This is a genomic window from Streptomyces sp. NPDC047081 (assembly GCF_040643775.1).
Taxonomy (GTDB): Bacteria; Actinomycetota; Actinomycetes; order Streptomycetales; family Streptomycetaceae; genus Streptomyces.
On the sequence record NZ_JBEYUY010000010.1, the window covers coordinates 54623 to 73540 of the forward strand.

Annotated in this window: 12 protein-coding genes; 9 read left to right on the forward strand and 3 right to left on the reverse strand. The window is 70.5% G+C overall.

Going from position 1 to position 18918, the window contains the following annotated elements; genetic code table 11:
• Nucleotides 1-42 precede the first annotated feature (42 nt).
• From pepN to nhaA, 7 genes are all read left to right on the forward strand, one after another.
• Nucleotides 43-2472, forward strand: a complete 2430-nt coding sequence (pepN, locus tag ABZ848_RS20480) for an aminopeptidase N (protein WP_360833664.1) — start codon at nucleotides 43-45, stop codon at nucleotides 2470-2472.
• Between the two features lie 317 nt (nucleotides 2473-2789).
• Complete coding sequence (locus ABZ848_RS20485) at nucleotides 2790-3551, forward strand: DeoR/GlpR family DNA-binding transcription regulator (RefSeq protein WP_360833666.1); 762 nt, start codon at nucleotides 2790-2792, stop codon at nucleotides 3549-3551.
• 80 nt (nucleotides 3552-3631) lie between these two features.
• The gene (locus ABZ848_RS20490) at nucleotides 3632-4987 is read left to right on the forward strand and encodes a sugar ABC transporter substrate-binding protein (RefSeq protein ID WP_360833668.1); all 1356 of its coding nucleotides are present in this window, start codon (nucleotides 3632-3634) and stop codon (nucleotides 4985-4987) included.
• 78 nt (nucleotides 4988-5065) lie between these two features.
• Nucleotides 5066-6025, forward strand: a complete 960-nt coding sequence (locus ABZ848_RS20495; protein ID WP_360833670.1) for a sugar ABC transporter permease — start codon at nucleotides 5066-5068, stop codon at nucleotides 6023-6025.
• Nucleotides 6022-6834: a carbohydrate ABC transporter permease gene (locus ABZ848_RS20500; RefSeq protein WP_360833672.1), complete on the forward strand. Its 813-nt coding sequence runs from the start codon at nucleotides 6022-6024 to the stop codon at nucleotides 6832-6834. Before ABZ848_RS20495 ends, ABZ848_RS20500 begins: the two co-directional genes overlap by 4 nt.
• Nucleotides 6831-7820, forward strand: a complete 990-nt coding sequence (locus tag ABZ848_RS20505; RefSeq protein WP_360833674.1) for a zinc-dependent alcohol dehydrogenase family protein — start codon at nucleotides 6831-6833, stop codon at nucleotides 7818-7820. Before ABZ848_RS20500 ends, ABZ848_RS20505 begins: the two co-directional genes overlap by 4 nt.
• A gap of 261 nt (nucleotides 7821-8081) precedes the next feature.
• Nucleotides 8082-9950 (forward strand): Na+/H+ antiporter NhaA, encoded by a 1869-nt coding sequence (gene nhaA / locus ABZ848_RS20510; protein WP_360833676.1) that lies wholly within the window; start codon nucleotides 8082-8084, stop codon nucleotides 9948-9950.
• Between the two features lie 72 nt (nucleotides 9951-10022).
• Here nhaA and ABZ848_RS20515 read toward each other — a convergent pair whose 3' ends face one another.
• Together ABZ848_RS20515 and ABZ848_RS20520 are read right to left on the reverse strand one after the other, a co-directional pair.
• Nucleotides 10023-11168 carry a DUF6596 domain-containing protein gene (locus ABZ848_RS20515; RefSeq protein ID WP_360834126.1) on the reverse strand — a complete coding sequence of 382 codons (1146 nt, stop codon included), beginning with the start codon at nucleotides 11166-11168 and terminating at the stop codon, nucleotides 10023-10025.
• A 5-nt stretch (nucleotides 11169-11173) separates the two neighbouring features.
• Complete coding sequence (locus ABZ848_RS20520) at nucleotides 11174-11593, reverse strand: YciI family protein (RefSeq protein ID WP_360833678.1); 420 nt, start codon at nucleotides 11591-11593, stop codon at nucleotides 11174-11176.
• Between the two features lie 209 nt (nucleotides 11594-11802).
• Between ABZ848_RS20520 and ABZ848_RS20525 the strand changes: the two genes are divergently transcribed.
• Entirely contained in the window at nucleotides 11803-13986 is a 2184-nt protein-coding gene (locus tag ABZ848_RS20525; RefSeq protein WP_360833680.1) for an RICIN domain-containing protein, read from the forward strand.
• 183 nt (nucleotides 13987-14169) lie between these two features.
• Nucleotides 14170-16353 carry an MMPL family transporter gene (locus ABZ848_RS20530; RefSeq protein WP_360833682.1) on the forward strand — a complete coding sequence of 728 codons (2184 nt, stop codon included), beginning with the start codon at nucleotides 14170-14172 and terminating at the stop codon, nucleotides 16351-16353.
• A 67-nt stretch (nucleotides 16354-16420) separates the two neighbouring features.
• On the opposite strand, the gene ABZ848_RS20535 is transcribed toward ABZ848_RS20530, so the two are convergent.
• Nucleotides 16421-18883: a SpoIIE family protein phosphatase gene (locus ABZ848_RS20535; RefSeq protein WP_360833684.1), complete on the reverse strand. Its 2463-nt coding sequence runs from the start codon at nucleotides 18881-18883 to the stop codon at nucleotides 16421-16423.
• Between the last annotated feature and the right edge of the window lie 35 nt (nucleotides 18884-18918).

Here is an 18918-nt window from a genome sequence, read left to right on the forward strand (position 1 = left end):
CCCGTCGTACGCTGACGCCCGCTGTCTGCCGAGGGAGGACACATGGGGATCCGCAGCCTGACCCGTACCGAAGCCGAGCACAGGGCTTCGCTGTTGAGCGTCGAGCGGTACGACGTCGACATCGACCTCACCGCGCTGCCCGACGGCCCGGAGGTGCGGTGCGTGTCCACCGTGACCTTCACCTGCCACGAACCCGGCGCGGAGACCTTCGTCGACTGCGCGGCCGAGGTGCGCAGTGCCACGCTGAACGGCACGCCCCTCTCCCCCGCCGCCGACGGCCGGATCGCGCTGCCCGCGCTCGCCGGACAGAACGTGCTGCGCGTGGAGAGCGTCCAGGCCGACACGGCCACCGGCGAGGGCGTGCACCGGGCGGTCGACCCCGCGGACGGCGAGGTCTACCTGTGGATGTCCTTCGAACCGGACGAGGCCCGCTTCGTCTGGGCCTGCTTCGACCAACCCGACCTCAAGGCCCCGCACGCCTTCACCGTCACGGCCCCGGCCGCCTGGACCGTCACGAGCAACTCCGGCGACCCGCGCGTCGAGGACCTGGGTACGGCGCGCCGCTGGGCCTTCCCGGACACGCCGCCGCTGTCCTCGTACAACACCGTCGTCAACGCGGGCCCCTTCCACGAGATCCGCCGTGAGGTCGACGGGCACGATCTCGGTCTCTACTCCCGCCGCTCGCTCGCCGAGGTCCTCGAACGCGACGCCGACGAGATGTTCACCCTCACCGGCCAGGGTCTCGCGTTCTACGCCGAGGTCTTCGCGATGCCGTTCCCGCAGCGGAAGTACGACCAGGTGTTCGTGCCCGAGTTCGGTGGCGCGATGGAGAACTACGGCTGTGTGACCTGGTCCGACTCCTTCCTGCGGCGGGCCGTGCCGACGCCCGCGGAGAGCCAGCTGCTGGCCAAGGTGCTGCTGCACGAGATGGCGCACATGTGGTTCGGCAACATCGTCACCATGCGCTGGTGGGACGACCTGTGGCTGAACGAGGCGTTCGCCGAGTTCGCGTGCCACTGGGCCGCCGAGCGCGCCACCCGGTACACCGACGCGTGGGCCGGTCATCTCGCGGACGGCAAACTCCGCGCGTACCTGTCCGACCAGGGCCCCGCCTCGCACCCGATCCACCAGCCCATCCACGACGTCGCCCAGGCCGCGTCGATCTTCGACAGCATCACCTACCCCAAGGGCGCCTCCGTCCTGCAGCAGCTGATGACGTACGTCGGCGAGGAGCGCTTCCGCGCCGGTATGGCGGCCTACTTCGCCCGTCACGCCTGGGGCAACACCACGCTCCAGGACCTGATCGACGCCCTCTCCGAGGCCGGCGGGCGCGATCTGGCCGGCTGGCGCAAGGCCTGGCTGGAGACGGCGGGCACGGACCGCTTCTCGCTGGAGCGCGACGGCGAGTCGGTCACGCTGGTCGCAGCCGACAGCGCCCGTCCGCAGGTGCTCGCGGTGGGCGCGTACGCCAGGAAGGGCGAGGCGTACGAACGTACCGCGCTGGTACGGGTCGAGGTGACGCAGCCGCGCACCGAGGTCACCGGACTCCCGCCCGCCGCGGGCATCCTGCTGATCAACGACGAGGACCTGACCTTCGCCACGACCCGCCCGGACCCCGCCACCCGGGACCTCCTGTTCCGTACTGCGGCCCACCTGCCCACGGCGATCTCGCGGGGCCTGGCCGTCGGCACCGTGTGGGACATGCTCACGACCGGCGAGGCCACAGCGGCCGAGGCCGGCCGGTGCATCACCGCGGTGCTGGCGGCCGAGACCTCCGACGCCGTGATCGAGCCCTACCTCACGCTCGCCGCGAACATCGCCGACCTGTGGGCGCCGCCCGCCGTACGCGCCGAGTTGACGCAGGCCGTGGCGGCGACGTGCCGGAGCCTCGCGGCGGATCCCGGACGCCGGCAGGTCGCGCTGCGCGGGCTGGCCCGCACCGCAACGGACGCGGACGACCTGGCCTGGCTGCGGGAACAGGCCGGCGACGACGTGGACCTGCTGTGGCGCGCCCTGGTCCGGGAGGCGGAGCTCGGCGGGGACGTGGCGTCCGAGACCGAGCGGCTGCTCGAACGCGACCCGGACCCCGACGCCTGGGTCCGCGCGCTCACCGTCCGCGCCGCGCTGCCCGACGCCGCCGCGAAGGCGGAGGTCTGGCAGCTGCTGGCGGTCGACCGCAAGGTCCCGGTCAGCTCGATCCGGGAGGTGGCGGAGGCCTTCTGGCGGCCGGGGCAGGACGCCCTGCTGGCCCCGTACGCCCACCGCTACCTGGACTCGATCCCCGGACTGCACCAGGGCGGGATGATCCCGGCGATGGGCTTCACACGCCAGCTCTTCCCGCCGCACGCCATCGACGAGGCGTACATCGAGAAGGCTCGGCAGGCGTCCGAGGAGGCGGCACCGGTGGTCCGCAAGACGCTCCTGGAACGCTCGGACGCGATCAGCCGGATGCTGCGGTCCCGCTCGGCGTGACGTGAATCGGTGGTTGGCATCAGGCAACGTTCGTGACGTGCACTGATGCCAACCGCACGTCGCGGGCAGCAAAGGGGCACTCATCGGTCACGGTACGGGCAGCGGTTCCGCGTGCCACCAGCCCCGCTACGGCCTCATCCTGGGCGTCCGCTCCCACAAAAACGGGCACATTCGGTCACGAACCGCTCCACGGCGAGCCTGGCTAGTAGTGGCGTTTCCCTTGTAGAAATTTGGCCACCGAAGCCCGAACGGGCCGGGCTCCGGGAAATCAGCCGGCGCGGGCATCACGCGCAGAGCCGTGAAACGGAGGTGTCGCCGTGGACGCCGATGAACGAAGACGCGGAATTCTGGAGACGGCACGCCGTCATGGATCCGTGGACGTCGGGCTTCTCGCCGACGACCTCGGGGTCTCCAAGGAGACCGTGCGACGCGATCTGAACCTGCTGGAACGGCACGGGCTGGTCCGCCGCACCCATGGCGGGGCGCATCCCGTGGAGAGCGCGGGTTTCGAGACCACGCTCGCCGTCCGTACCGTCACACACGTCCCCGAGAAGACCCGCATCGCGGCTGCCGCCGCCGAGCTGGTGGGGGACGCCGAGACCGTCTTCATCGACGAGGGCTACACCCCGCAGCTCATCGCCGCCGCCCTCCCCCGCGACCGGCCGCTGACCGTGGTCACCTCCTCGCTGACCACCGCCGGCGTCCTGGCTTCCGCCGAGAACATCACCGTGCTGCTGCTCGGCGGGCGGGTGCGCGGCGGGACACTGGCCACCGTCGACCACTGGGCGACCCGTATGCTGTCCGGCTTCGTCATCGACCTGGCGTACGTCGGCGCGAACGGCATCTCCCGTGAACGCGGACTCACCACCCCCGACCCCGCTGTCAGCGAGGTCAAGGCCCAGGTTCTCAGGGCCGCCAGGCGCCGGATCTTCTCCGGCGTCCACACGAAGTTCGGTGCCGTGAGCTTCTGCCGCTTCGCCGACGTCCCGGAGTTCGAGGCGATCATCACCGACACCGGGCTGCCCGCCGCCGAAGCACACCGCTACTCGCTGCTGGGGCCCGAAGTCATCCGGGTCTGAGCGCAGTTCACCTCCCTCTCCCCACCCCGCAAACCCGGGGGCCTGGTTCCCCATGCCCTCGAACACCCCTGGAGTCAGTCATGCACACACGACGAATGATCCACGTCGCCCTGACGGCCGCGGCCGCGGGCTCACTGCTGGTCGCCTGTAGCGGGGCGGGCGGTTCGTCGAGCTCCGGTGGCGGCGGCAAGAGCATCAACGTCCTCATGGTCGGCAACCCGCAGATGGAGGACATACAGAAGCTCACGAAGAGCACGTTCACCAAGGACACCGGCATCAAGGTGAACTTCACGATCCTTCCCGAGAACGAGCTGCGCGACAAGGTCACCCAGGACGTCGCCACCCAGGCCGGCCAGTACGACGTCGCCACCGTCGGCGCGTACGAGATCCCGATCTGGCAGAAGAACGGCTGGCTGCACGAACTGAGCTCCTATGCGGCCAAGGACACCTCCTTCGACGAGTCCGACCTGCTCAAGCCGGTCGTCACGTCGCTGTCCGGCTCCGACGGCAAGCTGTACGCCCTGCCGTTCTACAGCGAGTCGTCCTTCCTCATGTACAACAAGGACGTCATGACGGCGAAGGGCATCACGGTGCCCGAGCACCCGACCTGGCAGCAGATCGCCGACATCGCCGCCAAGGTCGACGGCGCGGAGCCCGGCATGCGCGGCATCTGCCTGCGCGGACTCGCTGGCTGGGGCGAGCTCGGGGCGCCGCTGACGACCGTCGTCAACACCTTCGGCGGCACCTGGTTCACCAAGGACTGGAAGGCCGAGGTCAACAGCGCTGCCTTCAAGAAGGCGACGAACTTCTACGTCGACCTGGTCAAGAAGCACGGAGAGGCGGGCGCGGCCCAGTCCGGCTTCACGGAGTGCCTGAACGCGATGAGCCAGAAGAAGGTCGCGATGTGGTACGACGCCACCAGCGCCGCGGGATCGCTGGAGGACCCGAGCTCCAGCAAGATCGCCGGTCATGTGGGCTATGCCTACGCGCCGACCGTGGAGACCAAGAGCAGTGGCTGGCTGTGGAGTTGGGCCTGGGCGATGCCCAAGACCACGAAGAACGCGGACGCCGCCTCGAAGTTCATGCTGTGGGCCTCCAGCAAGAAGTACGAGCAGCTCGTCGGCAAGAAGCTCGGCTGGGCCCGGGTCCCGGCCGGCAAGCGGGCCAGCACGTACCAGATTCCGCAGTACCAGAAGGCGGCCTCGTCCTTCGCCGACATCACCCTGAAGTCCATCGAGGGGGCCGACCCGTCGAACCCGGGCGTCCAGCCGCGGCCGACCGTGGGCGTGCAGTACGTGGCCATCCCCGAGTTCCAGGACCTGGGCACCAAGGTCACCCAGGAGATCTCCGCCGCCATCGCCGGCAAGACCAGCGTGGACAAGGCGCTCGACGACGGCCAGAAGCTCGCCGAGGACGTCGCCAAGAACTACCAGTGACCGTCGCCGTCCGGCCGGCCTCCGCGCCGGCCGGACGGCTCTTCCCGACCCCGGCCGTCATCGGCAGAGGAACCATCCATGACCACGCTCACCGTTCCCCCCAAGGCCGCGGCGCCGCCCAGGCGTCCGCACACGTCCACCGGCATCAGCAAGTGGAGGCGGCGCATCCCGCTGCTGCCGGCACTGATCTTCACCATCGTCGTCACCCAACTGCCCTTCGTGGCAACGCTCGTGATCTCCACCCTCCAGTGGAACATCCTCAAGCCCGGCGAGCGCCACTTCGTGGGCCTGTCCAACTTCAAGTGCGTCTTCACCGACGAGCGGCTGCGCACGGCGGTGCTCAACACCATCGTGCTCACCGCCTCGGTGGTGCTCGTCAGCGTGGTCCTCGGCCTGGGCCTGGCCCTGCTGCTCGACCGCCGGTTCGCCGGCCGTGGCCTGGCACGGACGCTGCTCATCGCACCGTTCCTGGTCATGCCGGTCGCCGCCGCGCTGCTGTGGAAGCACGCCATCTACAACCCCGACTACGGCCTGCTCAACGGCACCCTCAACGCCGTCTACCGCCTCTTCGGCGCCGCCAACGGCCCCACCGTCGACTGGGTTTCGTCGTACCCCATGCCCGCCGTCGTCGTATCGCTGGTGTGGCAGTGGACGCCGTTCATGATGCTGATCCTGCTGGCCGGACTGCAGGCCCAGCCCGGTGACGTCCTGGAGGCGGCCCGGGTGGACGGGGCCAGTGCCCTGCAGACCTTCCGCCACATCACGCTGCCGCACCTGCGCCAGTACATCGAACTGGGCGTCCTGCTCGGCACGATCTACGTCGTGCAGACCTTCGACGCGGTCTACTCCATCACCCAGGGCGGCCCGGGCTCGCAGACGACGAACCTGCCGTACGAGATCTATCTGACCATGTTCCGCAAGTACGAGTACGGCCAGGCGGCCGCCGCCGGCGTGGTCGTCGTGCTCGGCTCGATCGTGATCGCGACCTTCGCGCTGCGCACCATCGCGTCACTGTTCCGCGAGGAGGTGTCCCGATGACCGCGCGTCTGACGCCGTTCTGGACGTTCGTCGCCTGGCTGGCCACGCTGGCGTTCTTCGCGCCGGTGGCCTGGATGGTGCTCACCTCCTTCCACCAGGAGGCGGACGCGGCCACCAACCCGCCGACCCCCTTCGCGTCCCTCACCTTCGACCAGTACAAGCTGCTCTTCAGCCGGGACATCACCCCGTACCTGCTCAACTCGGCCATGGCGAGCATCATTTCGACGGTCCTCGTGCTCGCCCTCGCGGTCCCGGCGGCCTACGCGCTGTCCATCAAGCCGGTCGAGAAGTGGACGGACGCGATGTTCTTCTTCCTGTCCACCAAGTTCCTGCCGGCCATCGCGGCCCTGCTGCCGGTGTACCTGATCGTCAAGGACGCCGGGATGCTGGACAACGTGTGGACGCTGATCGTCCTCTACACGGCGATGAACCTGCCGATCGCGGTGTGGATGATGCGCTCGTTCCTCGCCGAGGTGCCCAAGGAGATCCTGGAGGCCGCCGAGGTCGACGGCGCGAACCTGCTCACCGTGCTGTGGCGGATCGTCGCACCGGTCGCCATGCCGGGACTCGCGGCCACCTCGCTGATCTGCTTCATCTTCAGCTGGAACGAGTTCATGTTCGCGGTCAACCTCACGGCGACCAACGCCTCCACCGCGCCGGTCTTCCTGGTCGGCTTCATCACCAGCGAGGGCCTCTTCCTCGCCCGGCTCTGCGCCGCCGCCACGCTCGTGTCCCTGCCGGTCCTCGTCGCCGGATTCGCCGCCCAGGACAAACTGGTTCGGGGCCTGTCCCTGGGAGCAGTCAAGTGAGGGCCGCCGTCATCACCGCACCCGGCCGGGTGGAGCTGCAGACCGTCGCCGATCCGGCCCCCGGCCCCCGGGAGGTCGTGATCGACGTGGCCGCGGTCGGGCTGTGCGGGACCGACCTGCACATCCTCCAGGGCGAGTTCGCTCCCCAACTGCCCATCGTCCCCGGGCACGAGTTCGCCGGGGAGGTCGTCGCGGTCGGCGGCGAGGTGACCGAGCTGACGGTGGGCGCCAGGGTCGCGGTCGACCCGAACATGTACTGCAACGAGTGCCGCTACTGCCGGCGCGGCCGCAACAACCTGTGCGAGCGCTACGCCGCCATCGGCGTCACCCACCCCGGCGCCGCCGCCGAGTTCGTGGCCGCGCCGGTCGGCAACTGCGTACGGCTGCCCGACCATGTGGACACCCAGGACGCGGCCCTCATCGAACCGCTGTCCTGCGCCGTGCGCGGCTACGACGTGCTCAGCAGCAGGCTCGGCTCCCATGTGCTGATCTACGGCAGCGGCACGATGGGCCTGATGATGCTGGAGCTGGCCAAGCGCACCGGCGCCGCCTCGGTGGACGTCGTCGACGTCAACCCGGAACGGCTGGTGACGGCCGAGAAACTGGGCTGCACCCAAGCGGCCCGCTCCGCCGACGAGTTGGAGCGGCCGGCCGGCTGGGACGTGGTCATCGACGCGACCGGCAACGCCGCCGCCATCCAGGACGGCCTGGAGCGGGTCGCCAAGGCCGGCACCTTCCTGCAGTTCGGCGTCTCCGACTACGCCACGACGGCCACGATCTCGCCGTACCGTATCTACAACCAGGAGATCACGATCACGGGCTCCATGGCGGTGCTGCACAGCTACGAGCGGGCGGCGGAACTCTTCGCCGCGGGGGTACTGGACCCGCAGCTCTTCATCAGCCACCGGATGCCGCTCGCGCAGTATCCAGAGGCGTTGGATCAGTTCGCGGCGGGCAAGGGCCGCAAGATCGTGGTACTGCCCTGACCCTCCCACGGGAAGCGAGGGCCGGCCGACCAGGGACGATCGTCGTCTCCGGTGGTGTGGGGCCCGGCGACGGACGCCGGGCCCCCGTGGCTGTCGCCGAGTGCGGTGACGGGGTTGACGGTGAACTGCTCGCCGCTCATTACACTGACGTACGCACGACGGTATCGAGCCACGGATTCCCGACCGGCCGGAACGTCGACTGATGGGACGCGCGTGCACGACGAGTCACCGGGGATGGCAGAGGCCGCCACCGACGGGTCCATGTCCGGACGGACCGAGTGCGGCAAGCAGGCGCGCAGTCCGCTGCGGGCCTTCCTGCAGACCGAGACCGCCAGCGCCGCGGTCCTGCTGGTCGCCGTGGTCGCCGCGCTCGTCTGGGCCAACGTCTCGGCCGACACGTACGAGTCGTGGTGGCGGACCGTGATGTCGTTCCGCATCGGCTCGGTCGGCGTTTCGCTCGAACTGCGCGAGTGGGTCAACAGCGGGCTGATGGCGCTGTTCTTCTTCATCGTGGGGCTGGAGGCGCGGCGCGAGTTCGACATGGGTGAGCTGCGCGAGCGCCGGCGTCTCGCGCTGTCGGTGATTGCCGGGGTCAGCGGCATGGTCGTTCCCGTGGCCGTCTATCTCGGGATCACCGCCGGCCACGACTCGCTGCACGGCTGGGGCGCGGCCATGTCCACCGACACGGCCTTCGCCCTCGGCATGCTCGCCGTGTTCGGTTCGCGGCTGCCGGGCGGTCTGCGGGTCTTCCTGCTGAGCGTGGCCGTCACCGACGACCTGCTGGCCCTGGCCGTCATCGCCTTCGCCTACAGCGGCGCGGTGTATCTGCCCGCCCTGCTCACGGCGCTCGGCATCTTCGCCGTACTCCTCCTGCTGCGCTCCGCCGGAGTGCGCATCTCGGCCCTCCACGCGGTACTCGGCGTCGCCCTGTGGGGTGCGCTGCTGCGGTCCGGCGTGGACCCGGTGGTCAGTGGTCTGGCCATGGGCCTGCTCACCTACGCGCATCCGGCCGAGCGGCACGCCCTGGAGCGTGTCAGCCGGCTGTTCCGCGGCTTCCGGGAGCAGCCCACGCCCGAACTCGAACGCGACCTGCGCCGCGGTCTGGCCTCCGCCCTCTCCCCCAACGAGCGGCTCCAGCGGATGATCCACCCCTGGACGAGCTATGTCATCGTGCCGCTTTTCGCGCTGGCCAACGCGGGCCTCACCATCGACGCGGACGGGCTGTCGGCGGCCTTCACCTCGCCGATCACGCTGGGCATCCTGTTCGGGTACGTCGTCGGCAAGCCGGTCGGGATCCTGGGCTCCACCTGGGTCGCCATCCGCCTCAGCCGGGGCCGGCTGCGGCCGCCGATCGGCTGGGGTGCCGTCACGGCGGGCGGCAGCCTGGCCGGGGTCGGCTTCACGGTGTCCCTGCTGATCGCCACGCTCGCCTTCGACGGAGCGCAGCTGGAGCAGGCGAAGATCGGCATTCTCGCGGCGGTCCTGGCCTCCTTCCTGATCACCTGGGCGGTGACGCGGGTCATCGCCCTGCTCCCGGCGCAGGCGCGCACGCGGGCGCTGCTCGGCGAGGGCCACACCATCGTCGACCTCAGCGAACCCGTCGACACCGAGCGCGACCATGTCCGCGGCCCGCTCGCCGCGCCGGTCACGCTGGTCGAGTACGGGGACTACGAGTGCCCGTACTGCGGACTCGCCGAGCCGGTGGTGCGCGAACTGCTCGCCGACTTCGGCGACGACCTGCGCTACGTCTGGCGCCATCTGCCCCTGCCGGACGTCCACCCCAACGCACAGCTCGCCGCCGAGGCCGCGGAGGCGGCGGCGCTGCGGGGCCGGTACTGGGAGATGCACGACGTCCTGATCAGTCACCAGGGGGACCTGCGGCTCAAGGACCTCCTGCGGTACGCCGAGCAGATCGGCCTCGACCTCGACGCCTTCCGCCGGGACCTGCGGGCCCGGGCCGGGGCCCAGCGGGTCGCGGAGGACGTGGAGTCGGCGGACCTGAGCAGCGTCTCGGGCACACCGACGTTCTTCGTCAACGGACGACGGCACTTCGGCGCGTACGACGTGGCGTCGCTGTCGGCGGCCGTGCGGGCGGCGCGGGACCGGGCGGCTCTGGCGGCCGTCGACTGAGCAGACCGGTCCGGCTCCGCCGTGACGTGGACGTGTCCGTCGGGAAGGTGAGCGCCACGCGGGCAGGGCCGGCTAGCGATCCCGCCGCGTGTTGAGCCGGGCCGCCTGGCGGGTCAGGTAGTCGCGTTCGGCGATGTTGGGTGCCTTGTGGGCCGCCTCGGCGTACAGGCGGGCCGCGGTCGTCAGGTCGCCGTCGCGTTCGTGGAGGTAGGCGGCAACGGCGGCGTGCCGGGGCAGCGAGTCGTCCAGCGCGGCGAGCGCCGCGAGCCCCGCGCGCGGTCCGTCGGCCTCTCCGACGGCGACCGCGCGGTTGAGGCGGACGACGGGACTGCCGGTCAGGCGGGCGAGCTCGTCGTACCACTCGACGATCTGCACCCAGTCGGTCTCCTCGGCGGTCGGCGCGTCCGCGTGAAGCGCCGCGATGGCGGCCTGCGCCTGGAACTCGCCGAGGCGGTCGCGGGCGAGGGCCGCCTGCAGGATCTCCACGCCCTCGGCGATGGCCTGCGTGTCCCACCGGCTCCGGTCCTGCTCGGCGAGCGGCACCAGACTGCCGTCGGGCGCGGTCCGGGCGGCCCGCCGGGCGTGGTGGAGCAGCATGAGCGCCAGCAGCCCCGCCACCTCGGGGTGGTCGATCGCCGCCGCGAGCTGCCGGGTGAGCCGGATGGCCTCGGCGGAGAGGTCGACGTCGCCGGAGTAGCCCTCGTTGAAGACGAGGTAGAGGACGCGCAGCACGGTGCCGACATCGCCGGGCCGGTCGAAGCGCACGCCGGAGACGGTGCGCTTGGCCCGGCTGATGCGCTGCGCCATGGTCGCCTCGGGCACCAGGTAGGCCTGGGCGATCTGGCGGGTGGTCAGCCCGCCGACCGCGCGCAGGGTGAGCGCGACCGCGGACGACGGGGTCAGGGAGGGGTGCGCGCACAGGAAGTAGAGCTGGAGCGTGTCGTCCGTGCCGGGCGTCGGACCGGGCGGCGGCTCCTCGTCGACGCGGTCCTCCCGCCGGCGGCGCGCGGTGTCCGCGCGGGTCGCGTCGAGGAACTTGCGCCAGGCCACCGTGACCAGCCAGCCCTTGGCGTCCCGCGGCGGCTCGTCCGGCCAGACGCGGACCGCCTCGACCAGCGCGTCCTGTACGGCGTCCTCGGCCGCCGCGAAGTCGGCTCCGCGGCGGACGAGGACGCCGAGCACGCTCGGCGTGAGGCTTCTGAGCAGGGCCTCGTCGATCGGGGTCACTTGAAGGTGCACTCCGGGATGGTGGGGGACGCGCCCAGGAACGGGCGCAGTTCGAGCCACTCGTGGATCGGCTTTCCGCCCGCGCCGGGGGCGGCCGACAGCTCGCCGGCCAGCTCGACGGCGCGCTCGTAGCTGTCCACGTCGATGATCATCCAGCCGGCGATGACGTCCTTGGTCTCGGCGAACGGACCGTCGGTGACCGGCGGCCGCCCCTCGCCGTCGTACCGCACGAACGTGCCCTCCGGGGCGAGCGCCTGGCTGTCGACGAACTCGCCGGTCTTCTCCAGCCGGGCCGCGAAGTCGTTCATGTACTGCACGTGCGCCGAGATCTCCTGCGGAGTCCACTGGTCCATCGGCACGTCGTTCACCGCGGCCGGGGCGCCTCGGTAGTGCTTCAGCAGCAGGTACTTGGCCATCGTGATGCTCCTCGGTACTGGTGCGACCCATTGTGGCCGCGTTCACCCCGGGGACGGAGCGGGCCACGGGTTCTCGACACCGCTTCCCGGATTTTCTTCCGAGGACTTTCAACCCCCTTCCCTCAACTCTTACTTCACACCTTGACGGAAGTGGTCCGTACCTTTAGTTTCACCGGGCAACGCCACCCCCACGAAAGGCCACCCCACCCATGGCCAGACCCGGGCCCCTCTCCGCGTCCGCCGTCCTCGCGGTCACCGCCCTGACCCTCTCCGCGGGCCTGCTCGCCGGCTCTCCCGCGCAGGCCGCGACCACCGCCCTGCCCACCGGCTTCGCCACCGTCATGAACGCGGCGAGCGGCCGGTGCCTCGACGCCAAGGCGGCCGGCACCGCCAACGGCACCGTCGTACAGCAGTACTCGTGCAACGGCACGAACGCCCAGCGCTGGAGCCTCACCGCCACCGGCGACGGCTACGTCCGCATCAACAACGCGGGCGACACGAACCAGGTCGTGGACGTCGCCGACGTCTCCACCGCCGACAACGCCCAGGTCCACCTGTGGAGTTACGGCGGCGGCGCCAACCAGCAGTGGCTGCCGGTGGACGACGGCGGCGGCGCCTACCACTTCGTCAACCGCAACAGCGGCAAGTGCCTGGACGATCCCGGCGCCTCGACCGCCGACAGCGTGCAGTTCGTGCAGTACACCTGCAACGGGACCGCCGCCCAGCGCTTCCAGGTGGTCCCCGTGAGCCAGTCGGCCGCGGACCCCGATCTCGGCCCGAACGTCGTCGTCTTCGACCCGTCGATGTCCTCCTCGACGATCCAGAGCAGGCTGAACTCGATCTTCCAGCAGCAGGAGACGAACCAGTTCGGCTCCCAGCGCTACGCCGTACTGTTCAAGCCGGGCGCCTACAGCGCGGACGTCAACGTCGGCTTCTACACACAGGTGTTGGGGCTCGGCCTGTCCCCCGACGCGGTGACGATCAATGGCGCGGTGCACGCCGAGGCGGACTGGTTCCAGGGCAACGCCACCCAGAACTTCTGGCGCGGCGCGGAGAACCTCTCCGTCAACCCGGCCTCCGGCAGCGACCGTTGGGCGGTCTCGCAGGCGGCGCCGTACCGCCGTATGCATCTGCGCGGCAACCTCGCACTGGACGACGGCGGTTGGTCCAGCGGAGGCCTGCTCGCCGACAGCAAGGTCGACGGCCAGGTCAACTCCGGCTCGCAGCAACAGTGGTTGACCCGCAACTCCCAGCTGGGCAGCTGGACCGGCTCCAACTGGAACATGGTCTTCACCGGCAGCACGGGCGTCCCCACCACCAGCTTCCCCAGCCCGCCGTACACCACGGTCGCGCAGAGCCCGGTCTCCCGCGAGAAGCCTTTCCTGTACGTCGACGCAGCGGGCGCCTACCAGGTGTTCGTGCCGTCGCTGCGCTCCAACTCCTCCGGCACCAGCTGGGCGAACGGCGCCTCGGGCAGCTCGCTGTCGCTGGACTCCTTCTACGTCGTGAAACCGGGCGCCACCGCCGCCCAGATCAACTCCGCGCTCGCCGCGGGCAAGAACCTCCTGGTCACCCCGGGCGTCTACCACCTCGACCAGACCCTGCAGATCAACCGCGCCGACACGGTCGTACTCGGTCTGGGACTCGCCACCTTCGTGCCGGACAACGGCGTCACCACGATGAAGGTCGCCGACGTCGACGGCGTGAAGATAGCGGGCCTGCTGTTCGACGCGGGCACGGCCAACTCGCCCTCCCTGCTGGAGGTCGGGCCGGCCGGCTCCACCGCCTCCCACACGGCCGACCCGACCTCCCTGCACGACGTCTACTTCCGCGTCGGCGGCGCGGGCGTCGGCAAGGCGACCACCAGCCTCATCGTCAACAGCGACAACGTCATCGGCGACCACATGTGGATCTGGCGCGCCGACCACGGCAGCGGCGTCGGCTGGAGCAGCAACACCGCGGACACGGGCCTGATCGTGAACGGCGACAACGTCACCATGTACGGCCTGTTCGTGGAGCACTTCCAGAAGTACCAGACCGTCTGGAACGGCAACGGTGGCCGCACCTACTTCTTCCAGAACGAGATGCCCTACGACCCGCCGAACCAGGCCGCCTGGATGAACGGCTCCACCCAGGGCTACGCCGCCTACAAGGTCGCCGACTCGGTCACCAGCCATCAGGCGTACGGCCTCGGCAGCTACTGCTACTTCAACGTCAACCCCGGTGTCGTCGCCGCACGCGCCATCGAGGCGCCGAACAACGCGGGCGTCCGCTTCACCAGCATGGTCACGGTCTCCCTCGGCGGTACCGGCACGATCAGCCACGTCGTCAACAACACCGGAGGCCCCTCCAACTCCGGTACGAACGTGGCCAACCTGAGCACCTACCCGTAGCACTCGGCTCAACGGGCCCGCCGGCAACGGAAAAACCCGGCGGGCCCGCCTTCTCTGATCACTACGATAGGAGCCGAAGACAACCATTCGACCGGCCCGACGGTGTGTGCCGGTCGAGGTCGCCGGTGCCAGGGAACCGCTCCCCGGGCTGCGGTGATCTTCCTACCCAGGAGGACACCCCGCATGTTCCGACGTATTGGCAGCACGGTCGTCCGACATCCCGTCTGGACGATCGTGGCCTGGCTCATCGCCGCGGTGGCGATCGTCGCCACGGCTCCGAGTCTGCCCTCGAACAGTGACGAGAGCAGCTTCCTTCCGAAGAGTTACGAGTCCATCAAAGCCGCGGACCTCCAGGAGAAGGCGTTCCCCAGCGCCTTCACTCCGTCCGCGATCGCGCTCTACCAGCGCACCGACGGCGGCAAGCTGACCGCCGCCGACAAGAAGGACGTAGCACGGATCACCTCCGAGCTGTCCGCCAAGCACATCGACCAGGTGCAGAAGGTCGTCCCCGGCCAGCCGTCCAAGGACGGCAGGTACACCATGACCCTGGTCCAGATGGACAGCAAGAACGCCGGCCAGCCCAAGCAGGCCGACGCGGCCAAGATCCTGCGCGACGACGTCAAGCAGCTCGCCAAGGGCACGGATCTGGACGTGAAGCTCGGCGGCTCGGCAGCCCAGGCGCTGGACCAGCAGGACTCCTCCAAGCGGGGTCAGGCGCTGATCGGTATCGGCACCTTCGTGATCATCCTGGTCACGCTGCTGATCATCTTCCGGGCGCCGATCCTGGCCGTACTGCCGCTGATCCTGATCGGCGTGGTCTCGGCCATCGCCAACGGGCTGATCGCGTACGCGACCAAGCTGTTCGGCCTGCAGGCCAACAGCTCGATCTCGTCGATCCTGATCGTGGTGCTCTTCGGCGTGGGCACGGACTACTTCCTGTTCCTGATGTTCCGTTACCGAGAACGGCTGCGGGCCGGTGACGAGCCCAAGGAGGCCATGGTCAACGCGGTCGGCCGGGTCGGTGAGGCCATCGCCTCCGCCGCCGGGGCGGTCATCATCGCCTTCCTCGCGCTGGCGCTGTCCACGCTCGGCTTCCTCAAGCAGATGGGCCCGGCCCTGGCCATCGCGGTGACCGTCACCCTGATCGCGGGCCTGACCCTGATCCCGGCGGTCGTCTCGCTCATCGGCCCGAAGGTCTTCTGGCCCTCGAAGACCTGGCAGCGGGAGCCCGAGAACGCCCGGTTCGCCGCCCTGGGCCGTGGCGTGCAGCGCCGCCCGGCGCTCACCGCCGCGCTGTCCGGTCTCGTCCTGGTCGCGCTGTCGCTCGGCATCCTCGGCTACAAGGCCACCTTCGACCTGGCGTCGGGCTCCATGCCCAAGACCAAGGAGTCGATGGTCGTCCAGGACGAGATGCAGAAGGCGTACTCGGCGGGCGCCGCCGCTCCCACCGACGTCTACCTGTCCAGCACCGACGGCAAGCCGCTGGACCGGGCCGGCTTCGACGCGTACGCGCGGAAGCTCGGCGCTGTGGACGGGGTCGCGAGCGCCCGTATGTCCCAGGTGAACAAGGCGGGCACCACCGCGGACTTCACCGTCACGCTCAAGTACGAGGCGTCGACGGACAAGGCGATCGACGCCGTGGGCCGGGTGCGGGACGTCGCCCACTCCGACGCCCCTGACGGCACCGAGGCAGTGGTCGGCGGAATGTCGTCGATCTACAAGGACATCGACGCGGCGGTCAACCACGACTACCGGACGGTGTTCCCCGTCGCCGCCGTACTGATCATGCTGATCCTGGGGCTGCTGCTGCGCAGTGTGGTCGCCCCCTGGTACCTCATCGCCTCGGTGGGTCTGGGCTTCGGCGCGACCCTCGGCGCCACGGTGTGGATCTTCCAGGAGGGGCAGGGCAAGCCGGGGCTGATGTTCATGCTGCCGGTGATCATGTACCTGTTCGTGGTCGCCATCGGCACGGACTACAACATCCTCATGATCGCCCGGCTGCGCGAGGAGGCCCGCGAGGGCCGCGAGCCGCGCGAGGCAGCCGGGATGGCGCTGCGGCACGCCGGGCCGACCGTGGCCGCGGCGGGCTTCATCCTGGCGGCGACCTTCGCCACGATGATGCTGGCGGGCAACTCACTGCTCACGGAGATGGGCTTCGCGGTCTCCTTCGGCATCGCCGTCGCCGCGTTCGTGATGGCGATGTTCTTCACACCGAGCCTCACGGCGCTGATCGGCCACGCGGCCTGGTGGCCGGGGCACGGCGACCGGGCTGAGGAAACGGCGGCCCGGGACACCGTGTCGGACCAGGTCTCCGACGGGGAGGACCGGAGCGGCGTCGCACAGGATCCGGCGGGGCGCCGCAGGTAGCCGGTGCACGAAGGTCGGGTCTGCGATCGGCAGACCCGACCACCCTCTTGCGTGCCGGCGGTACCGGTCACGGGATCGCCTGCTCCGCCCAGATGATCTTCCCGTCGGCCGTGTACCTGGCTCCCCATCGGTCCGTCAGCTGGGCCACCAGGAAGAGGCCGCGGCCTCCCTCGTCGGTGCTGCGGGCGTGCCGCAGCCGGGGTGCCGTACTGCTGGCGTCGGCGACCTCGCAGGTCAGGCTGGCGTCGCGGAGGAGGCGCAGGCGGATGGGCGGCTCGGCGTAGCGGATCGCGTTGGTGACCAGTTCGCTGACGACGAGTTCCGTGGTCATGGCCAGGTCGGCCAGGCCCCAGGCCTCGACCTGGCGGGTGGCGCGGGCGCGGAGGTCGGCGACGGCGGACGGGTCCACCGGCACGTCCCACGAGACGACCTGGTCCGCGCCCAGGATGTGGGTGCGGGCCAGCAGGAGGGCGATGTCGTCGGGCTGCGGTACGGGGACCAGTTGCCGTACGGCGGAGGTGCACAGCGCGGAGAGGTCGGTGTCGGAGCGGGCCAGGATGGCGCCGAGCCGGGTCATGCCCCTTTCCATGTCGCCGTCGGCGCCCTCGATGAGGCCGTCGGTGTAGAGGCCGAGGACGCTGTTCTCGGCGAGTTCGATCTCGCCGGCCTCGAAGGCCATGGCGCCGAGGCCAAGCGGTGGACCGGCCGGGGGCTCGGGGAAGGAGATCTGTCCGTCGGGGGTGATCACGACGGGCGGGGGGTGGCCGGCCCGGGCCATCGTGCAGCGGCCGGTGACCGGGTCGTAGACGGCGTAGAGGCAGGTCGCGCCCAGGAAGGCGGAGGCACCCCGGTCGGCGGCCTCCTCGTCGGTCTTCTCGGCGCTCAGCCGCAGCACCAGGTCGTCGAGGTGGGCGAGGAGCTCGTCGGGCGGCAGCTCCATGTCGGCGAGGGTCTGTACGGCGGTGCGCAGCCGGCCCATGGCCGCCGCGGCGGTGATGCCGTGGCCGACCACGTCGCCGACGACGAGCCCGACCCGGGCCCCGGAGAGCGGGATCACGTCGAACCAGTCGCCGCCGACGCCGTCCGTCGGGTCGGCGGGCAGGTAGGCGGAGGCGACCTCCAGTGCGGTGCCGCCGGTCAGGGCCTGGGGCAGCAGGCTGCGCTGGAGGGTGATCGCGGCGGTGTGCTCGCGGGTGTAGCGGCGGGCGTTGTCGACGCAGAGCGCCGCCCGCGCGACCAGCTCCCGGGCCAGCAGCACGTCGTCCGGCTGGAAGGAGACGGGGTTGAGGGACCGGAGGAACGTGGTCAGGCCCAGGACGGTGTTGCGGGCACGCATGGGCACGGAGATGAGGGAGTGCAGTCCGAACTCCCGGATCCGCTCGGCCCGTTCGGGCTGTTCGGTGACCCAGCGCTCGTCGGCGGGGTCGAGGACGGGGATGAGGATCGGCTCGCCGTCGATGAGCAGGTTCACGTCGTGCGAGGGAGGCAGGAAGCCGGCTCGGTCCCCGACGCGTGCCACGGCCTCCGGGCAGCCTTCGCGCACCGAGCTCATGCCGGCGCGGCGCATCACCGGTCCGACGGTCGCGGGTCCGGCGTCGGTCAGCCAGGCGCCGTGCCCTTCGGTGCTCAGGACGGGTTCCAGGAGGTCCACGACGACGAAGTCCGCGAAGCGCGGGACGGCGAAGTCGGCGAGTTCCTGGGCCGTGCGCATGACGTCCAGGGTGGTGCCGACGCAGGCACCGGCCTCGTTGACCAGCGTCAGCAGGCGGCGGGCGTTCCAGCGCTCGGTGACGTCCTGGACCATGTAGCAGACCCCGGTGGCCGAGTCGTCGGAGTCCACCAGCGGGAAGAAGGACGTGGAGTACGCGTGCTGGCGGTGCGGGTCGGCCCAGCTCCAGCCCAGGTACTCATAGTCGGTGACCGGGACACGCGTCTCCAGCACCTTGCGCATCAGGCCCTCGATGGTGGCCGCCTGCAGCCCGGGCAGCAGCTCGCTCAGCCGGCGCCCCAGCCGCTGCTCGCGGGGCACGCCGCCGAACCGTTCGAGGGTGTCGTTCAGCCAGACGTAGCGCAGCTCGCGGTCCATCACCGCCATCCCGACCGGGGAGCGGGTGAGGAAGCCGTCCAGGACGGACTGGCCGACGGCCCACTGCGCGCGCTGCTCCCGCGCCGAGATCAGGAAGCACTCGTCCGCGCCGAGCCGGAAGGCCGCGGAGACCCGCAGGTCCACGTCGACCGACCGGCCGTCCCGGTGCCGTACGGAGATCTGTCCGTTCCAGCCCATCCCGGCCCGGCAGCGCTCCGCCACGCCGGCCACCCGCGCCGGGTCTCCGGGCATCGCGACCAGGCGCGCGGCAGGGCCCCCGACCACCTCGGACGCCGGATGGCCGAGGAGGGCCTCGGCTGCGCGGGTCCAGGCGAGCACGACACCCTGCGTGGACACGATCGCCGCCGCGTCGCTGGACGCGTCGAGGAGATCGCGCGGTGCTGCGGGCCGCGGCCCGTCGGACGCTTCTCGCGCAGGATCCATGGGTGCCATCCGGGTGCCGTGCTGTACAGGACCAT